Source organism: Dokdonia ponticola, from assembly GCF_042653865.1.
Classification (GTDB): domain Bacteria; phylum Bacteroidota; class Bacteroidia; order Flavobacteriales; family Flavobacteriaceae; genus Dokdonia; species Dokdonia ponticola.
Genome location: NZ_JBHSFV010000003.1, coordinates 67,652 through 87,856, shown reverse-complemented (window position 1 = coordinate 87,856; position 20,205 = coordinate 67,652). Strand labels below are relative to the sequence as shown.

Genomic DNA, 20,205 nt, shown 5'->3' with positions numbered 1-20,205 from the left:
ATGAGAATTTTTATGATCTGCCTTTGTATATGCCTTACCGTATCTATGTACGGACAACGTTTACAAGGAACCGTATTGAACCAAGAAGGACAACAAACACCTATAGATTATGTAGGGATTTTTAATAAAAATACAGGCCAACATAGTCACAGTGATAGCGACGGGAGTTTTGTACTTCCTAAAACAACGGTAGGAGATTCTATTTATTTTTCTAGACTAGGGTACACCACAGTCGTTATTGTTCCTTCTCAAAAAGATTTCGCAACCCCTTTTGTGGTCTATATGGAGGCTTCTAGTATCTCCTTAGATCAGATAGAACTCACCTCAGAAATAGATATTTTAAGTCGTATTACAGACATTGATGTGCAGAATAACCCTGTAAAATCTTCTCAAGAAATCTTACGTAAAGTGCCAGGTCTTATTATTGGGCAACATGCGGGAGGCGGAAAAGCGGAACAACTGTTTTTACGAGGTTTTGATGTAGATCATGGAACGGATGTAGCGATTAGCGTAGACGGGATGCCCGTGAATATGCCTTCTCATGCGCACGGACAAGGCTATGCCGACTTACACTTTGTGATCCCAGAAACCATTAAAAATGTAGGATTTGGCAAAGGGCCGTATTATGCAGATAAAGGAAATTTTAATACTGCAGGCTTTGTAAATTTAAAACTCTTAGATGCAGTAGAAAACACCTACATTGCTGCCGAAGCAGGGCAATTTGACACCTCTCGATTTGTCGGACTTTTCCCCATAGTAAACAGTCAAAAAAGCACGGGTTATATCGGCTCAGAACTGTACTTGACAAATGGGCCTGTAGAGTCTCCACAAAATTTTAATCGTATGAACCTCATGGGGAAATATCGCTACATAGATCTTGGGATCCAAACATTGGAACTGACTGCTTCTCATTTTCAAAGCAAGTGGGATGCCTCGGGGCAAATTCCCGTAAGAGCTGTAGAGCAAGGATTGATCTCTCGTTTTGGAGCCATAGACGATACCGAAGGTGGAAACACAAGTCGGACGAATCTTGCACTCAATCACACCCGATTTTTACCAGAGAATAGCCGCTTAAAAACCAATGCGTACCTGAGTCAATATGACTTTGAATTGTATTCTAACTTCACTTTCTTTTTGGAAGATCCAGAAAATGGCGATCAGATTCGGCAAAAAGAAGATCGTCTTCTTTTTGGAGCCAATACGACGTACGAGCAAAAGAATATCTCACTTTCTGATGCTGTTGAATTTGAATACCAAGCAGGCGTAGGATTTCGATATGACGATGTCAATGATGTAGAGCTTTCCAAAACACGGAATAGACAAACTACTTTAGAAAGAATTTCATTTGGAGACGTAGACGAGTTCAATAGCTATGGGTTTTTAAATACCGAATTTGAGATAGGCAAATGGAAATTGAATCCCTCCCTTCGATTGGACTATTTTAAGTTTGATTATGAAAACAAACTGAGTGCGCAGTACGATAAACAAAGCCAAAGCAAGTTGGCATTGAGTCCAAAATTTAATGTAGTGTATTCGCCCCATCAAGATGTGCAATTCTTTTTTAAATCTGGCGTAGGGTTTCATTCCAATGATGCACGTGTGGTGATTGCCAATCAGGGAGAAGATATTTTACCTGCGGCCTATGGGATAGATCTAGGAACGATTATAAAACCTTTGGATCGATTTGTTGTCAATGCGGCGGTGTGGAGTTTGTTTTTGGATCAGGAGTTTGTATATGTAGGAGATGCCGGCATTGTAGAACCAAGCGGACGATCTCGCCGATTGGGTATCGAACTAGGTGCACGGTATCAAGTAACCGATTGGCTGTACGCCTATTCAGATATAAACTATACGTACGCAAGAAGTACAGACGAACCTAATGATGCCGATTTGATCCCACTAGCACCTGATTTAACAGCCGTAGGAGGAATGACCATTGATAATTTAGGCCCTTTTTCAGGATCGTTATCGTATCGTTTTATAGATGATCGCCCAGCCAATGAAGATAATTCTATTGTAGCCGACGGATATTTCGTTACCGATCTAAATCTCAATTATGTCCGTAATAATTGGACGTATAGCCTTATTGTAGAAAACCTATTTGATACGGAATGGAATGAAACTCAATTTGCCACAGAGAGCCGACTTTTTAATGAACCAGCGCCTGTAGAAGAAATTCATTTTACACCCGGAATCCCTTTTTATGTACGAGGAAAAATTGCTGTGAAGTTTTAGAGAGGATCATTATGCTTTTTGGTTGGATTTAGGCATCAGCGGTTGTAATATTTCAAATACTTCCAAAATAGACCTTGCATTACTAAACTTAAGTAATAATCGCGAACCTGTACGGGTTTTCTTTTCTTCTAGTTTGACACGATACGCATATTCTTGAACGAATTGTAATACCCTAGTAAAGGCATCGCTTTGATAAAATGGAGAGGTTTGATCTGAAATAAAGAACCCGATAAATTTATCGTTTTTCATGACCACTTTTTCCAGCCCTATTTTGGTCGCAATCCATTTGATACGCACCGAATTTAAAAGGTCTTTCGCTTCGTCGGGTAACGGTCCAAAACGATCGACAAGGGTGGTTTCAAAAACAGCCAACTCTTCCTCATTTTTAGTCTCATTCAGTTGTGTGTACAAATTCAGACGTTCGGAAATATTGTTGATATAGTCGTCTGGAAACAGCAAGCTAAAATCAGTGTCAATCACCGTATCTTTTACAAATTGCCGCTCCTGCCTGCCGGCAGGCAGGTTCGCGAAAGCGTTCTCATCGGCATACAATTCTGCAAACTCATTTTCTTTGAGCTCTTCGATGGCTTCATTTAAGATTTTCTGATAGGTATCAAATCCAATTTCGTTAATGAATCCGCTTTGTTCACCGCCCAATAAGTCTCCTGCACCGCGAATCTCAAGGTCTTTCATGGCAATATTAAAACCACTTCCAAGTACAGAAAATTGCTCTAATGCTGAGATGCGTTTACGCGCATCGGCAGTCATCACACTGTACGGTGGGGTGATGAAATAACAAAATGCTTTTTTATTACTTCGTCCCACGCGACCTCGCATCTGGTGAAGGTCTGAAAGCCCAAAATTATTGGCATTATTAATAAAAATCGTGTTGGCATTTGGCACATCTAATCCGCTCTCTACAATGGTGGTCGAAACCAGTACATCAAACTCCCCATCCATAAATGCGAGCATGAGTCCTTCGAGTTTTTTTCCTTCCATTTGCCCGTGACCGACCCCTACTTTGGCGTCGGGGACTAAACGCTGAATCAACCCCGCCACTTCTTTAATATTTTGAATCCGGTTATGAATAAAAAACACCTGTCCGCCACGTTGAATCTCATAGCTTATGGCATCTCGAATCGCTTCTTCCGAAAAACGAATCACACTACTTTCTATCGGATACCGGTTAGGCGGTGCAGTTGTAATCGTACTCAAATCTCGTGCTGCCATCAAGCTAAATTGTAAGGTTCTTGGAATAGGCGTCGCTGTTAAGGTGAGGGTATCTACGTTTTCACTAATGGTTTTGAGTTTGTCTTTGACGGCCACCCCAAATTTTTGCTCTTCGTCGATGACGAGCAGTCCTAGGTCTTTAAAGACCACGTTTTTACTTGTGAGTTGGTGGGTGCCTATCACAATATCAACGGCACCACTGGTGAGACCATCAAGGACCTCCCGTTTTTGTTTCGCCGATCGGAAACGATTCAGATATTCGATACGTACAGGAAAATCTTTCAGACGTTCTTTAAATGTTTTAGCATGCTGAAACGCAAGAATGGTTGTCGGTACCAACACGGCTACTTGTTTTCCGTTATCCACTGCCTTAAAAGCTGCACGAATGGCGACTTCTGTTTTTCCAAAACCTACATCCCCACACACCAATCGATCCATAGGACGATCGCTTTCCATGTCTCGTTTTACATCTTCTGTCGCGCTACTCTGATCCGGAGTATCTTCGTAAATAAAACTCGCTTCGAGTTCGTGCTGCATGTGCGTGTCAGGGCCAAAAGCATATCCTTTTTGTAATCTGCGTTTTGCGTAGAGTTTGATGAGGTTAAAAGCCACGTGCTTCACACGGGATTTGGTTTTGGCTTTTAGTTTTTTCCACGCCTGACTTCCTAGTTTATAAATCTGAGGAGCCTTACCGTCTTTGCCTGTAAACTTGGTAATTTTATGTAAGGAGTGGATGCTGAGATACAAAATATCTCGCTCTCCATATACGAGCTTAATTGCTTCTTGTTTTTTACCTTCAACATCTATTTTTTGAAGTCCGCCAAATTTCCCAATTCCATGATCAATATGCGTGACATAATCACCCACTTTGAGATTGGTTAGTTCTTTGAGCGTAATCGCTTGCTTCTTCGCATACCCATTTTTAATATTGAACTTATGATAGCGCTCAAAAATCTGATGATCGGTGTAAACGGCAATTTTTAAATCATCATCTATAAATCCTTGATACAAGGAAGTAATCACCGTTTCATATTGGGTCACATTACTTTGTGCATCCGCAAAAATATCCTTAAAACGCTTGGCTTGTTGCTCACTGACGCAAGAGATAAAATTTTTATAGCCTGCTTTATGATTGTCATTTAAGTTCTGAATTAGCAGATCAAATTGCTTATTAAATGACGGTTGCGGTTGCTGGTTAAATGCCACCAATGTATTAATTGTCACATCGGGTACCGTAGCGCTGATATCTATGGTTTGAAACCCTTCGAGCTGGGATTTTAAAAGCGACCCTTTACAGAACAATTCGCTAGGTTCACTCCGTTTGATCTCTGAAGAGAGTTTGGTAAAGGCTTCTTCCGCTTTCGCGAAATTTTTATCAATCTGATCATAAAATAGCGATCGGTTTTTGATAAAGACTAAGGTGTTACTCGCGATGTATTTAAGGAAGGTATCTCGTTTTTCTTCCAATGCCTTGTTTTCGACATTTGGCATGACCGAAATTTTCTTAACTTGGTTAGAAGAAAGTTGTGTCTCCACATCAAATGTACGGATGCTATCGACTTCGTCACCAAAAAATTCCATCCGATACGGCTCGTCATGACTAAAAGAAAACACATCTACAATTCCTCCACGCACTGAAAATTCGCCAGGTTCTGAAACAAAATCAACACGTTTAAAATGGTATTCAAACAGCATCTCATTGATAAAATCAATCGAGAGCTTGTCTCCTACATGTACTTTTAAGGTCTGTCGGTCTAGTTCTTTTCTTGTGACTACTTTTTCAAACAGCGCATCTGGATACGTCACAATCAATGCCGATTTCTTACGACTATTGATCCGATTTAATACCTCTGCACGTAAAAGAATGTTTGCATTGTCGATTTCTTCTATCTGGTACGGTCTTCTATAACTCCCTGGATAGAATAATACATTGACTTCTTTACGTAATTGCTCCAGATCATTTAGGTAATAGGCTGCCTCTTCCTTGTCGTTAAGTACCACGAGAATGGGGCGTTCAAGGTTTTCATACACAGCGCTTATGGTGTAAGATACTGCAGAGCCTATCAGCCCTTTAGCTTGTATGTTTCGATGATTTTGGGCAATAGCATTCTGCAATTTCAGCAGTTGCTGAGACTGTGCAAGGTGTTGCGAGAGTGTTGTTTTACTCAAGAGTAGTACAATTTATCACAAAGATACGGGGTAAAACCGCTTTCGCGAAAGCGGAAATGGAAAATTAATGGTTGTCCCTCTATTTTTTTCATAAGAGTATTCCCTCCTAGAAAGGAGGGTTAGGGGTGTGTTATCTCAAAATTGAAATTGAAGTCGAAATTGAAACTGAAAATTCACACCTCCCTAGCCCTTACTTAGGTAAGTGTCACATTGATTTTGTTGGAATCGTCAGCACAGTAATCCTCTGGGAGGATAGTAGTAAGTCTTTATTACTTATATAGAGGTGTGCTGTTTTGAACTAAAGTAGGTAGTAGCTCACTTTACAATGCCCTTAATTGAAAATAAGAATTCACTTACTATCCTTAGAATTCGTAGAAATATATTGGAATGCTGGTTTTTTATTTCCAGTATCATCTATAAACCCAAATCGTTTTTGATTGTTTTTACGCCAAGGTAGTTTTCCAACAACTTCGGTGGGTATTTCTGCAAAGTCATAGAGTGTCCAAGACATAAAGGGAATCTTATTTTTTGCAAAAATAGTTTGTGCTTTTTTGTGATAGGCTTCTTGTGCTGTTTCTGAATTCCCAAAGGGATTCCACAATCCTTTATAAGACGACATTCCAAATTCGCTGAGTACGATCGATTTTTGAGGAATCTCCTTTTGTAAGGACGCATACACCTCTTCTAGTGTATCTATATTTTCATAAAAATGGAAGGATACCACATCTACTTGGTCCTTAAGAATTATGGCACTTTCTGCATTTGACCATCCAATTGTGACAGGATGTTGGGGATCGATAGATTTTACAAAAGAAGTCATCATATCCAACCATGCTACTACATTTTGCTTGCCGCGAGATTCAAAATCTAGGTTGGGTTCGTTTTTAATATCCCAACCATACAAAGCGGGGTGGTTTTTTAATTGGGAAACGATGGTGTGTGCGTGACGCCTATTTAAGGTCCAATCCAGCACAGAATACGCTCCATAAAAATCAAAAAGCGTAATCATTACTTTTAGATCGTATTGCGCAGCCATATCAAGGGTTTGTTCTAACTTTTTCAATTTTTCTGCATGTATATTGGCTTTCCCAAAATCTTCATAGGGAACAAATATGCGAATGCTTTGCAAGCCTGCGTCTTGTAGGATGTTGAAATCTTTGTGTAGTATTTCTGTGTCAAAACCCTCTCCAAACGTATCCCAAGGAGTTGCTTGAGGGTAATAATTGATACCTTTTGTAGGGATGTCGTTTACTAGTTTAGTTGACTGTTTTTCAATATATGGTTTTGTGTTTTCTCTAATCATGTGCCTAATTCGCCAAAAACCGTCTTCCAGTAAAAACAGCACTTTGTAGGTGGATACTTCTTTGGTTTCGAGGACAAACACATTGTTTATATACATCCGTTTGTACTCTACAACATCCGTATCTGTAAGTACTATCAATTGACCATCTTCACTAAAAAAATCGATCTCAGGATGATGTTCTAGGGTTGTTGCTTCTATTGTAATTCCTGCTGCTTTATTGTAGGCAACGGTTTCATACAGGTTTTTTCGGGCATTTTCTGTGTAATAGTCCTCAATTCCCTCTGTTGAATTGGATTGATAGGCTCGTTGTTTGATATACCATGCATCCAGATAATTATTTTCAAGACGCGACAATGTTTGCGCATCCATGGGTCGGCCTTCATTTTGTAAAGACCCCCAAACCACCGTGGGTATATATTGATTTATTTTCTGGATCTCCGTGTGTAGGATAGAGGCTCTATCGGCGCCTGTATTTAGATAGCTAAACAGCGAACTAATTCCGCCTATAATAACAGCGATGATTACCATATACGATACGATCAGAGCGGTTCTGAGTAGATGTTTATTCATCTTTACCATAGCTTCATATTTGGATAGTTCTTTTCTAACCCTGCGGTTTTCACCTTCAATGTATAGATCCCATTTTCAAAAATAGCGGACATTAATTCAAAAGAGACATGTCCGTTTTTTGAGGTTTCGGTATAGGTGGTGAGCAAACGTTCATTTTTATATACTTCTAGCGAGACCTGGAAGCCGTCTGGGATCATTTGTCCCATAAAACTTTGTAGGGGACCGACGTTGATTTCTCTATTTGCTTTCGCGAAAGCGGTCTCCACCTCCTTAACCACTTGTTGATAAGCTACGGTGATAGTATTGCTTTCTGCCATTCCTTGCACATACGCCTTGATGCTCCACTGGTCTTCGTGATCTGGATGAATCATCTTGGACGTGGCAATTCCCTGTACGGTCGTCCCAGATGTTTTCAAGATATTTCCTTTTTTATTTCGGATGAAAAAAGTAACAAAAGTGCCGTCACTTACCGTGTTACCGTGGGCATCTTTTAAGATAGAAGTGTGGAAAGAAGTGATTTGATTTCCGTCTGCGTAGTTGTGAGACCGGGTTGCTGAGATGGTGAAATTTGTGGGAATGGCAGGGAGGACATCAATTGTATATTCTTTTGAATGGGTTTCTAAGCACTCAGAAGAGATAAATAACCGACCGCTTTTCTTTTGAGAATATATATTTTGATAGGCGATGATATTATTGGTAACAATATCTTCTTCTTTTTGGGTAGCCAAAAATTGATATGAGCTTGTCACAATCGTATTTTCTGGCAACGGATTATCCAAGGAATCTGTTGGGATCACGACAAGCATGGTGTAATCTGTACCTCCTGCTTCAATCGTTGGGGGACCAATATATGTCTCCATAGAGGTCACTTCTTTTTTGGAATACATCATCAACGAACCTGAAACTGAAGAATCATCGACCAACTTCCAGTTTATAACACCTGATTTGTTGGTGATAAAATCAGGTATTGTATAACTGAGTATTTTGTTTTCAATTGTTGGTGATATCAGTATTGTACCATAACTGTTTGAGCAATACATAAATGATTGTGTTTCCTGAGAAGATGAAAACTGCAATGCGACAGCACTCCCCACTTCAAAATCTGTTTGATTTGTCAGTAGTTGGATGGTATGATCTTGGTTGTTGTTTTGTCCCATAGCAAAAAGGGACATAAATAAGCAAAAGATCAGGGGTATGTTTTTACGATGCTTCATTTATTTAGGGTTTCCGATATAGGAATTGATTTCAATTTTAATATAGGAATAATTAGGATGTACAATTTTTTGTAGCTCTGAAGTCGTGTGACTTTCAATTCTATTAGGAACCACTTTATTGGAAATACCATCATTAGGTAAACCGTTGACAAAAATATTTTTCATCTCATCATTTATAACTTGTATTCCTCCTTCTTCTAAAAGAGGAAACTCAAATTCTTGTTTGCGTTGTTGTCGGATGCCTTCTTTGATAAATAAGTGATCTACCCAAAGTAAGGTTTTATTCGTATCATAATAGGTAATCAGAAGCTGTGGCACTGTAATTTCTTCGATCCCGCTATTAAATATATTTCCTGTAATCGTTTTGGAGCCAACAGAAATGGCACTTAGTGAGGCTTCCTTGTATACATCTGACGTTGCGACATTACCAGCGACTTGTACATTAAATTTTGTGGGTTGTTCTTCAAATTCGACAGGTGTAAACTCATCAGGATTAAATGATGTAGGAATCGAATCCTTGGTTCTAGACCAGGCGATCCCTTCAAAATCAATTCTAAAGGAACTGATCTCTTTTGGCATTAATTTATGCTTTATGTGGTCTTTTGCATTGTAGGTGGCGAGTTCTTTATTAGCATCATTATACAGCGTTCCTTTTAAGACGACATCGGCAGGGACATTTTCTAAATTTTGCACTTCTCCTACAATCGCATAATGGGTGTCATACTGAACTAATTTTGCAGAGAGCACTTCTAAAACGGGTTGTTTTAAAACATCTTCGTGATGTGTTTGCTCCGTTGTAACACGTCTTCTCCCTTGATTAAAGTATTGGGTTCTATTGGACGCATACAACTGATCGGGGGGGATATCTGTATCTAAAGGCTGATGCTGTATATACCATTTTCCGTCTTGCTTTATCAAGGTTTTATAGTCTTCTTGTTGTATTTTTTCAAGTGGTGTGATCCAGTGGGTGATGACTTTGGCAGTCGCCAATGTATCATTATTTTCAGTAATGATGGTTTCAATATGGTCTAATTTGGCATACGAACTCAATAAACCATCAGTTACAGAAATTTCTAACATATATTGTGCTATGGGTAGTGCTTCTTTTCCTTCCACGAGCGCATATGCCTTTTCAAACTCTTTAAAATCTAAGGCGTCATAATAGGCAACAATCGCATTTTTAGGAGTTCGTTGCGAGTCGTTTTTAAGGTAAAACAAATAAAGTCCGTAGCACACCAATCCCCCTAAAATAATAGACCAGATATGTGTCACCCTGAGAAGATTCTTGGAAAATCGCGTGTATACATTTTTAAAGTTTAAATAGGCAGGGATGGGTTTTTCTTTGGTTTTTAAAGTGCGTATCCATAGCATTTGGATGTTGAGCATAAATGCGATGATGACCGTTAAAAAAGGAATAATGCCCCAAAGTATTTTTTGCCACTGGGGGATGTTATCTTTAGGCAAAATCGCAGGAATGGGTTTCACATTGAGACGCTCCCATACCATGATTCCGTTTTCTAACTGTCGCAATCGTTGCCAGCCACAGAAATATAATACAGGATCATAAAACTTATCATTAGAAAAAATATACTTAAGATTGTATTTTTCTGGAGTTGTTAAAAATTGCTGTAAGGAGCCTATCCCTGCAACACCTTTATATTTTGAATTTTCCAAACGTTCGATAGGTCTTGTTGTTAATTCTGGCAAACGTCGTGCAGAGTGGTAATTACCATCTACTGAAAGAGCGTTGGTTTGTGCGGATAACCACGCCATTTGATCTCCAAACCCTAAGGTTAAAAATCGCCATTTATCGTGATCATCCTGATTAAGGAAGTTGACAATAGGCAGCATTTTTATTTTTTGAGGTTGGGAAGGTCTAAAGTACCCAAGACTCATCGTAAAAATGGTCATAAAAATAAAAAGTCCCGCCAAAACTCCTCCAATAATGCGGTGATAGATCGTTCCAAACTTCGATTGAATGCGTTGCTTTAAATCACCTTCAGAAAATCGGTAAACAAACTCTCCAAAAATAGGCAACGACATAATGCTTGCCCACAATGTAAATCTGTCTAAGGTTAAAATATTAAAGGCGGTTTCTCCTAACATCATTTTAGGAATAGGGGTGGTTCCTCCTGTACCTAATATAAACAGCAATGTGATAGAAAGTCCAAAAAATAAATAACGTTTACTAAAATATCTATAGAAGATATACGGTAAAACAATGAGCAACACACCCCAGGGGATTAAAAAGAAAACCAATCCTGATGAGGTGATCTCTAAAAAATGATCTCGAGATCCATGAGGAATAGGAACCTGTGTAATTGGGTTATTTTTAGAATTGATCCAATACGGAAGAATACAGCCCACAATAATCACAAGTGACAGTGCTCCAAAGCCTAGAATTCGCTTAAACAATTTTAAAAAACTATGGAAGAAGACTTGGAACGTAACTGCTTTCATAGAAGCCACTTGTTCTCTAGATACATCCATAATCACCATACCTATCAAAGGAAAAATAAAGAATATCATTCCAAAAATGGGGGTTACGTGATGTGAAGTTACTGTAACAGCTATTAAAGATAACGACGTAAACAAATAGCGGTACTTCCCTGTTTTTAACCAAAGATAAATCTCAGGCAAGGCATGCATAAGTACAGAAATACCGATAATGCTAGGCAACTGACCAAAAATGTGAAGCGTTTCTACAAACGAAGAAGAAAATACTGCCAGTATCGCTGCATACCCTGCAATAGTTCTGTTGGAAGTGATTAACAACGAAAACCGATACACCCCTGTTATAAATAAAATAACACTGACAATCGCAATAGTGAATAACCCAAATTTTAATCCTCCTAGTATTGATAGTATTGCGATAGATTGATGCACTAATGGAGGATAACTCGTTACGGTAAATCCTGTATACCATTTATAATTCCACGGTTCAAACCAACTAGTTGCATAATGATCTGCAAAAAACAAATGGATTAATGCATCATACGTAGTTTCTAGTGTAAAAAATATAGAAGTGCCATGAAATGCGAGCCCCACAAGTAGGGCTATTAACAGGTGTTTATTGGTGCTTTCTTTCATGTATAGATTCACTATTCTTTTGAAATTTAAAGATATAACAAACTTCCTTCTTCAAACGAAGTGATGGTCTATGCCTTTTTTTCATTCATCTATACAAAATTGCCATCCATCGAATTTGTTCAAAAACAGGGGTGGGTCCAATCTACTTTTGACTCAGAAATCAAAACTAATATACTATGAAAACTGGAATTATTATCCCTTGTTACAACGAAGCAAAACGTTTACCTGTAGACGCATTTATTCACTTTATTACGACGCATGAAAACTATCATTTATGTTTTGTAAATGATGGAAGTAAAGACAATACCGTTGAAGTTTTAGAAAAAATACAAAAAAGTGCTAGCACTAGAGTAAGTATTGTAGATATTAAGAAAAATGCAGGAAAAGCATCTGCTGTGCGTTATGGCTCTCGCTATTTATTTAACCGAAAAGATATTGATTACATTGGTTTTATAGATGCAGATCTCTCTACAGATTTTGATGATTTTAAAAGCCTCACCAATACCCTTCATAAAAACAAAGAGCTTATGCTGGTATATGGATCCCGAGGAAAAGGTGACGGGCAGATTGAGAGAAATGTCATGAGAAATCTATTTTCAAAAATCATAAAGATGATTGTTTTTATGATTCTTGGTCTCCCGATTGAAGACACACAATGTGGTGCCAAAGTATTCAGAAGAAGCGCGATTCCTTTGGCGTATAACAACGCATTTTTAACAAGATGGTTATTTGATGTAGAAATCTTTATGCGCCTTAAAAAACACTTTGGGACCAAAGAAATTATGACCAAAATGTATGAGCAGCCTTTACAACGTTGGATTCACGTAGATGATTCTAAATTAGGAATGAAAGATGCGATCCAGATTCCTGTTAAGTTAGTGCAGATTTGGTTATCGTACAGTGTGTATCCTATGTTTATGACACAAACAGCAACATTAGAAACCCCTCAGCAAGTTTTCATCTTACAACCAGATTCCTTACCTATGGCAGCATAATTACGTTTTCAAAGGGTTTTACATACTCACGGCTGAGTCATTTTGTAACCTCAAGTTGATCGTATATAGTTAGAGTAAGTTTAGTACGTTGCTGTCTGTCATCAGGTAGGTTCGCGAAATTGCATGAAAAATTCAATTTCAGTAGTTTATTAGCCTTCCTAATGTAATTTTTAAAATGCTTTTTCTAGAACGCTAGCTCCTGTACAAAAAACGATTAATTGGTCATCATCATCTGTGGGTCTATCTTTTTCTATTTGATTTGTAGGATTTACTATAATTTGTCGTTTTAAACCTTCCTCTTTTAATAATAGCTGTAATGCTTCGTCATCTATAATTTCTTGATCATTCGTATTGTGATATACTACACGTATTCCAATTAATAAAATACCTTTTAATCTTAGAAGTGGTAATAACTGATCGTATGTTTTGCCTACAAAGGATTTGAATTTATGTAATTTTAAATCTATAGTATAAAACTCATTAAACTCATTATAATTAAGCACCTCATCTAGCACTTTTGAAACACCATGATTTAGAAGACTCTGCGTAATAATATTTTTGCTATAAACACTACTATTTATGATTTCATTTACATCAGATTTTTTAAGGTCTTCTGTATATTTTTGATCATTTAATTCTGCAATTATGTATATAGAATCTATATATTTATCTACTTGATGTTTATCGTATTCTGATATTATACTTTCAAGATTATTTGTTTTTTCGAGCATTTTTTTTCGACAATAGCGTGATATTGCTAATGCCCTTAAAAGTGTTTTTTGATCTGCTTCTTTTGTTGTGTTTTCAGATAGAATGACAACTGTATTTGCTTTTTCAATACTCGCTTTTTTAAGAACTATTTCATCTGTTGCATCTCCTGCAACGAACTCAATATATCTTTTTTCCTGCAACTTTTTTATCTCTGGATAATTCTCTATTGTTTGTATAGGATTTTCTACAATAGTAATAATTTTACCTAGTTTCCTTTTGTAAGAGTTTTTAGCAATAATAAGCTCTTCAAGAAATTTGGAAGTATTACTTTTCCAGCCTATGACGACAATGTGATTTTTGTTGTTAAATTCCATAAGTCCTTGTTTTCTCTTTTTATTAAATCTGTATATGATATATTCAAAAAAACCTATAATAATAGATCCTACAATTAATATATAAGAACTAAAAGATAACATGAGCTGTCCTACATAGGACAAAGGGAAAATGTTATTATTATTTCCTGTAAGGTTTGTAATAATGATCCAGAAATGAAGGTCTGACTTCGTAAGATTAAGGACTTTACTTTTTATACCTAATTTCTTGTAAAAAGAAGATTCTGCGATAAGCAAACCCTCTACACTTATATAGTAAAATATACAAATAATAAGTATCCCAAAAATAATGTGCTTATATCTAATCCAGATAATATGCATATCTATTTGGAATAATCTTTTTCGTAGCATGTATATTAAAATTCCAGCAAATACAAAAAGGGATAGAAGAAATAATATTCTCGTAATATCCCAAGTAGTATAATTCATAAGTTCTCCTGTTGAGGCACTCATGGGAATACCATAAAGAAATGAATGGTTTTCTTTTTTTTGAAAATAAAGAACACTCTCTTTTATATTTTTTGCGATGGGAATTTCTTTCGCTTTTGTTGCTTCAAATAACTCCTGAGACATTGTTTTTTTGTTAGAGCTATGAATATCTTCGATACTCTTATCTAGTCCTACTAAAAATGTCCAGCTACCTATTGTCCTTTTTTGAGAATCGGTCATAAAAGTTATAGAAGAAACATTATTAATCTTACTTGTTATAAGTTCTATTTCTGAATTTGACAACCCTACTAACCCTATTTTTTCGTCGGAATGTATAGCTTCTATAGGAAGTGAAAATGTAATTAATGCATCTATTGTTCCGTCCTTCAAAGATTGAGATAATACAGGATATGTATTCTCTACAATCTCCATATCTTTAAGATTGACATTGAGTAATCGACAAATTTTTTCAAATATTTTGAATGAATACCCTCCTTTACTAGTGAACCCTATTTTTTTAAATTTTTTACAAGAACTCGTTAGCGATTTACTATTAGATAATGCTCCTTTTATGTACACTAAAAGTTTTTCTTCAAATAAGGGGAGAATTACTTCTACATTTTTGATCCCGTTAACCTCATTATATATATTTTCTAAAAGCACATCTCGTTGCACAATGGCAAAATCTGCAAAACGATCATCTAGCTGTTTAATATTTTCTAAAGATCCTGAACTCTCAATATTTATAAACTGAAACTGTGGATATACACTATCCAAAACACTTGTAATAAACGCCCCAGTCCTATTGTAATTACCTCCTGCACTTCCTGAGGAAAGAATAAATTGTTTTTTTGTACTCTGCCCACATACTGAATGAGACAGACATATAAAAAAAAGAAATACTGTGTTTTTGAGTTGAAACAAAATTTAAGTTTTATTAGAAAATTTTATTGAAGGCTTCTATATGAAGCTTCCAAAATAAAGCTAGCCACCATAGGCCCATACGTTTTAATCATGTCACTACTTTTTTTATCTACCAACAGTTCTATATTTTGTTTTTTATCACTTTAAAGACGTACATATTTTACTTTTTCTCTAGAAATTTTTTGAGAGTCATTATAAGGTTTACTAGAAATAAAAGAAATACTACCTGTCTCATCTTCTATAATACTTATAGAATAATTCATGAAGGAAGCGGTCTCTACAATAGAAAAATTTGAAATTATAAAGTACTCTTTGGTAGTGTATTTTTCAGGATTTTCCTGAATCATTTGTATAGTGGTTGCTTCAGGAGAGCAAGATGTGAGTATTAATAATAAAAGGAATGGGTTTAAATAATTTGAAGTTTTCATAATTTAATTATCTGCATTTTGAATTTTATAGCAACTATCATTAAAGTTCATTTCACTAGTAACCCTATCAATATAAATTCTATATGATATAATGTGTAAGAAAACAGTAAAGAGAATAACTGATACTATAATCACAACTGGGAAAGTTTCTAGTAAATCTTTATTATATGTTATTAGATCAGAAATAAGTATATATAAATGATAGCCAAGGAATATTGTAATCAGAACATATAATATTAAAGCTATGATAAGAAAAGGTTTGGTTTTATTTTTTTTTGATTTAAGCTTGAACATAACAACTAAATAATAAAAAAATAGGTATAAAGAAGAAAAGGCAAATACAAGGTATAAAGCAAATAGATATAAACAGGCTGTCGCTGGCAAAACTGGCTTAAATAGGATAGGATGTCTAACTGCGTAACTTGTATTTGGATAGCTAAATTCCAGGAAAAAATTCTTGCTTTCTATCTCATCGATCAAAAAAGAGATTTCATATATATCACTATTTGAGCCCTTAATTTTATCTTTCTGATATTCATATAATTTTATTTTATTAGAGGTATTCCTAGCGCTAATATTGTCTCTCTTTTTTATAATAGTTATATAATCATAAGGTTTTATATAATTTTGAGGTCTTATTCTATTAGCAAATCCTATAATTAAATCTCTATCCCCATCTTGACGTAGAATTTGAACCTCCCCTTTATAATCAAACTTATAATCTTGTTTATTCCAAGAATGGTAAGTTATCAATGGTTGAGGATTTTCTGCATCAATTACTGTTGAAAACATGGTATTTATTTCTTCATCTATAGCAAGCTGATTATCAAGATGTTCTTCATATTCAAAAAAATATAAATGATTGAAATTTTTTCGGAATGTTTCTTTAATTGCCTTAGAGATATATTTGGATGAATTACTAGTATTTGAATTATTGAATGAGATTAAATTTAATTGAGAAACTCTATTTCTAATATTATACCAAACATTTTCTACATCTTTTACATTTTTATTTAAAAAACCTTCTTCATGATAGAAATCACTAAGAAGTATTATGCTTGTATGATCATATTTTTTACCATAACCATTATTTTTTGAAGTTCCATTTCCTATGAATTTAGGAGCTTTAAGTTCGTTCCCAAGTTCATAAAAATCTGTAAATCGATTATTTATAATTTTTTTATACTCCTCAGTATTGTAGTTATTTATTTTTTTGAGGCATTTTATTATGGCCTGACTTCTAAGGCTATCATCATACTTATTATAATCAATTTTAAGTGCTTTTTCAATATAGTTTACCACTCCTTTATTATTTTCGCTTCCAGTGTAGATGAGAACCTCTATATGTGTTAAACCTCTCTTCTCATCTCGGGTAAGTTGTTCTAAAGCTGTAAGTAAAAATAAATCTTCAACTTTTATTGTAGTAGTATCTATATGTTTTTCAAATTCATATATCTCATTATTTAGTTTTTTAATTAATGTTTTTTTTATTTTACTTCCTTTATCATTTTTAATTGACCCTGTTTTATCTAAAAGGATGGTGATTTTTCTAGTGGGATATTCTTTAATAATATTATTTTTAAAATCAATAATATTGCTAGGATATAGATCTTTAATATTTATACCGTATTGTTCTACAGGAAAACGAAGAATATCCTCTATAGAAAACCAATTATATTGACGATTTAGGTCTGCTGTATATTTATCATAACTAGAAAAAACATCAGCATGTATACCAAAAATAAAGGTGATAAGGGCAAAGGAGATAAGAAGTATTTTACTAAAGACTTTAGGTAGAATGCTTTTTATAATCTGTAGTGTAGATTTATACTCACAATAAAATAGCGCCATAACACTACCTACAAAAAAAATCAAAAACCATAAAAAATAAGTTTCCATAAAAACATTACATTAACTATCCCACCATTTCTTTAAATCGTTTAATGGCGATTTATTTTTATTCTTTACACTTGATTCTAAAAGATTTTTGAATTTTATAATAAATGCTTCATCAAGACCCGATAGGTTTTCTTGTACTTTTTCAAGACCTACTTGTAATTCTTTCTCCATCACTCCCATCTTATCTGTAAGCAATTGTATCTGATTCTCTTTAAGCACTTTTCTAAGTCCACTATTGGTTTCTTGAGTGACTTTTTCAATAGTTATTTTACTGTTTTCTAAGGAGCTTGCTATTGTCTTCTCTCCGCTTATAGCAATTTGTTTTATTTTACTACTCATATTATCTTCTATAATTTGGAGTGCATCTTCTATCTCTTCTTTAATATCTTTTAAATTTTTCTCATAATTAGAGATGACCATTTTTATTTTCCCATATACCTTCTCAAGTTCATCATTACTATTAACCAGCAATGGTTTTAAATCATTATTCTTTGTAATATTTTCTTCTGTGCGCTCTAGAAGATTCGCGAGCAAATCATTATTTGTTTTGAGTAATTCTGTAAGGGATGTGTAATCTGACTTAATAAAAGTGGTTACCTCTTTAAATCTTGATTTATGATCACTCACCAACTGTGTATGTTCTTTTTGTAGGGTATCAAAAGATGCTGTAGATAATGCTACAAATGCCGTTACATTTTTCTCCAAAACTAAAAGACCTTGTGAAAAAAAACTTTTCAGCGTCTTAAGCTCCTTATTCAGGTAATTAAAGTTATTCTCTTTATATGTTTTTATATATTTCCATAAAAGAACTAACACGATGATGTGTGTTATAAGTAGTAATAAAACCAATATTTCCATAATATAATAGATTAACTATTTTGAAAGTATTCTATACGCTTTCGCGAAAGCGCATAAAACCTCATCAGATTTTTATATAATTTTAATAGGGAGTTTATCTTTCACTCTCCACTTACCGTCTTCTAAAACCATCTTGCCACCCTGTGTTCCTATTTCTTCTATCCTTGTGCCTGATGAATTAAAATTTTCTGGCTTCAACTCACAAATAGGTAATAATAAGGAGTCATAACTCATAATTCCCGCTTGCATCATTTGCTCTTGATCTAGTAATAAATGGAAGGCAGCTTTTGTAATATCATCAGGAGACAACAATAATTGCAAAGCACTGTCGCGTGCCTTTGTCTTAGATTTTTTTTCGTCTGAGAGCGCTCCTCTTACATCTGCAAATGGGAAATAAAAAACAAGATTTTCTTGTAACATCTTAGTAAGATGTGTTTCTATATTTATTTTATAATCTTGTATAATTCCAGAAAGCACTTCTTGCGTTGTTGTAAGAGGGAGTTCATCTATAAGGTTTTGTTTTAGGCTTTGCACTTTAGAACGAACATCTGACTCGGGAATGATGGCAGTATTTATTCTAGAGAGAAAACTTTCTGCTGTAACACTTGTATGTATTTGTTGTATTGCCAAATCTTGGGGTATACATTCTTTTATATCACTTTCTAATAGCATACGATGCTTATCAAGCGGATTAGAAATATAGGAGGCTAATTCTTGTTCGGAAGTAAATCTTTTTGATTGCGCTTCTGTCAACGTATCTGAAAGAAGTGTATTGTAGGTAACTTCTTGTACTCCCACACAGTCTCGATGATAGCGCTGTAACAATGTTTTGCGCATCGTTTGATATGCACTTTCTATTTTATTTCTGACAATGTGGGCACTTAACTGTGAGGGTTTAGGTTTAAAAGAATCATCAGAATTTTTGCCCTGTTTTGTTTCATTTGAAGTCAATTTATCCTTTGCTTGTGATAGCTCCCCGTTTCGTTGTTTTGACTTCTTTCTATATATAATATATTGTATGATGTTAAAAACAATACTAGCTAAAAATAGTATCAAAAAAAGTATACCTTGCGATTTGATAGATTCAATTAGTGGAATAGTATTATCTTCTACTGAATCCTGACTTAATGCAGTTTTTGCATTTCCTTCTTTTACTTGATTTTCGTGAGGTTTTTGATCATCTTTTAAATCTAATACTTCAATATTATTTTTAAGAGTATCAATACTTGCTTGAATTTCATCATGTAGCTTTACATATAAATCTATAGACCCCCTATCTTTCCCATCTTTATCTTCTCCAACAATCGTGTCAACATAAAAACGACTTATTAAAATAGTGTCTAATCTTTTATAGATAGTATCTTCAATTAGATTAGAAAGTAATATGTCTCTATGCTTAATTAAAGATTTTGCATATGATTTTACAGCTTCCTCTTTAAGTTTAGAGTTAAAATTATTTAAGCCTATATCTTTTACATTAGGTCTTTGGTCTGGGTTTGTTTCATATACTCGATTTTTCAGTATAAGATCTATCATTTTGTATCCTATACTATCATAAAATTTTATGATAAGCTCTTTTTTTCTTTCAACAAGACGAATACTATCTCTTTTAAATTTCTCTTCCTCTGATAATTCTTTCTCTTCTTTATTGCTATCAGGAGCACTTTCTTTAGTCCCTTCTGATTCTAACCCATCACCACAACCCAACAACATAAAAAACGTTATAAATAGTAAGAATAACTTATATTGATATCTCAT

11 protein-coding genes are annotated in these 20,205 nt (G+C 35.1%); 2 read left to right on the top strand and 9 right to left on the bottom strand.

Going from position 1 to position 20,205, the window contains the following annotated elements:
* A complete protein-coding gene (locus ACFO3O_RS06760; RefSeq protein ID WP_379977814.1) occupies nucleotides 1–2,235 on the top strand; it encodes a TonB-dependent receptor in 2,235 nt (744 codons plus the stop codon).
* Between the two features lie 9 nt (nucleotides 2,236–2,244).
* On the opposite strand, the gene mfd is transcribed toward ACFO3O_RS06760, so the two are convergent.
* From mfd to ACFO3O_RS06740, 4 genes are all read right to left on the bottom strand, one after another.
* Nucleotides 2,245–5,634 carry a transcription-repair coupling factor gene (mfd, locus tag ACFO3O_RS06755; protein WP_379977813.1) on the bottom strand — a complete coding sequence of 1,130 codons (3,390 nt, stop codon included), beginning with the start codon at nucleotides 5,632–5,634 and terminating at the stop codon, nucleotides 2,245–2,247.
* Between the two features lie 349 nt (nucleotides 5,635–5,983).
* Nucleotides 5,984–7,507: a DUF4434 domain-containing protein gene (locus tag ACFO3O_RS06750; protein ID WP_379977812.1), complete on the bottom strand. Its 1,524-nt coding sequence runs from the start codon at nucleotides 7,505–7,507 to the stop codon at nucleotides 5,984–5,986.
* Between the two features lie 2 nt (nucleotides 7,508–7,509).
* Nucleotides 7,510–8,721 (bottom strand): hypothetical protein, encoded by a 1,212-nt coding sequence (locus tag ACFO3O_RS06745; protein WP_379977811.1) that lies wholly within the window; start codon nucleotides 8,719–8,721, stop codon nucleotides 7,510–7,512.
* Nucleotides 8,722–11,811: a hypothetical protein gene (locus ACFO3O_RS06740; protein ID WP_379977810.1), complete on the bottom strand. Its 3,090-nt coding sequence runs from the start codon at nucleotides 11,809–11,811 to the stop codon at nucleotides 8,722–8,724.
* 176 nt (nucleotides 11,812–11,987) lie between these two features.
* Between ACFO3O_RS06740 and ACFO3O_RS06735 the strand changes: the two genes are divergently transcribed.
* Nucleotides 11,988–12,806: a dolichyl-phosphate beta-glucosyltransferase gene (locus ACFO3O_RS06735; RefSeq protein ID WP_379977809.1), complete on the top strand. Its 819-nt coding sequence runs from the start codon at nucleotides 11,988–11,990 to the stop codon at nucleotides 12,804–12,806.
* A 170-nt stretch (nucleotides 12,807–12,976) separates the two neighbouring features.
* Here the strand turns inward: ACFO3O_RS06735 and ACFO3O_RS06730 are convergent, their stop codons facing one another.
* From ACFO3O_RS06730 to ACFO3O_RS06710, 5 genes are all read right to left on the bottom strand, one after another.
* Entirely contained in the window at nucleotides 12,977–15,262 is a 2,286-nt protein-coding gene (locus tag ACFO3O_RS06730) for a TrkA-related ion transporter (RefSeq protein WP_379977808.1), read from the bottom strand.
* 143 nt (nucleotides 15,263–15,405) lie between these two features.
* On the bottom strand, nucleotides 15,406–15,690 hold the full coding sequence (locus tag ACFO3O_RS06725; RefSeq protein ID WP_379977806.1) for a hypothetical protein: 285 nt from the start codon (nucleotides 15,688–15,690) through the stop codon (nucleotides 15,406–15,408).
* Nucleotides 15,691–15,693: 3 nt separating this feature from the next.
* A complete protein-coding gene (locus ACFO3O_RS06720; protein ID WP_379977805.1) occupies nucleotides 15,694–17,589 on the bottom strand; it encodes a hypothetical protein in 1,896 nt (631 codons plus the stop codon).
* A 12-nt stretch (nucleotides 17,590–17,601) separates the two neighbouring features.
* Nucleotides 17,602–18,447 carry a hypothetical protein gene (locus ACFO3O_RS06715; protein WP_379977804.1) on the bottom strand — a complete coding sequence of 282 codons (846 nt, stop codon included), beginning with the start codon at nucleotides 18,445–18,447 and terminating at the stop codon, nucleotides 17,602–17,604.
* 72 nt (nucleotides 18,448–18,519) lie between these two features.
* Nucleotides 18,520–20,205, bottom strand: coding sequence for a hypothetical protein (locus ACFO3O_RS06710; protein ID WP_379977803.1), 1,686 nt, complete (start codon nucleotides 20,203–20,205; stop codon nucleotides 18,520–18,522).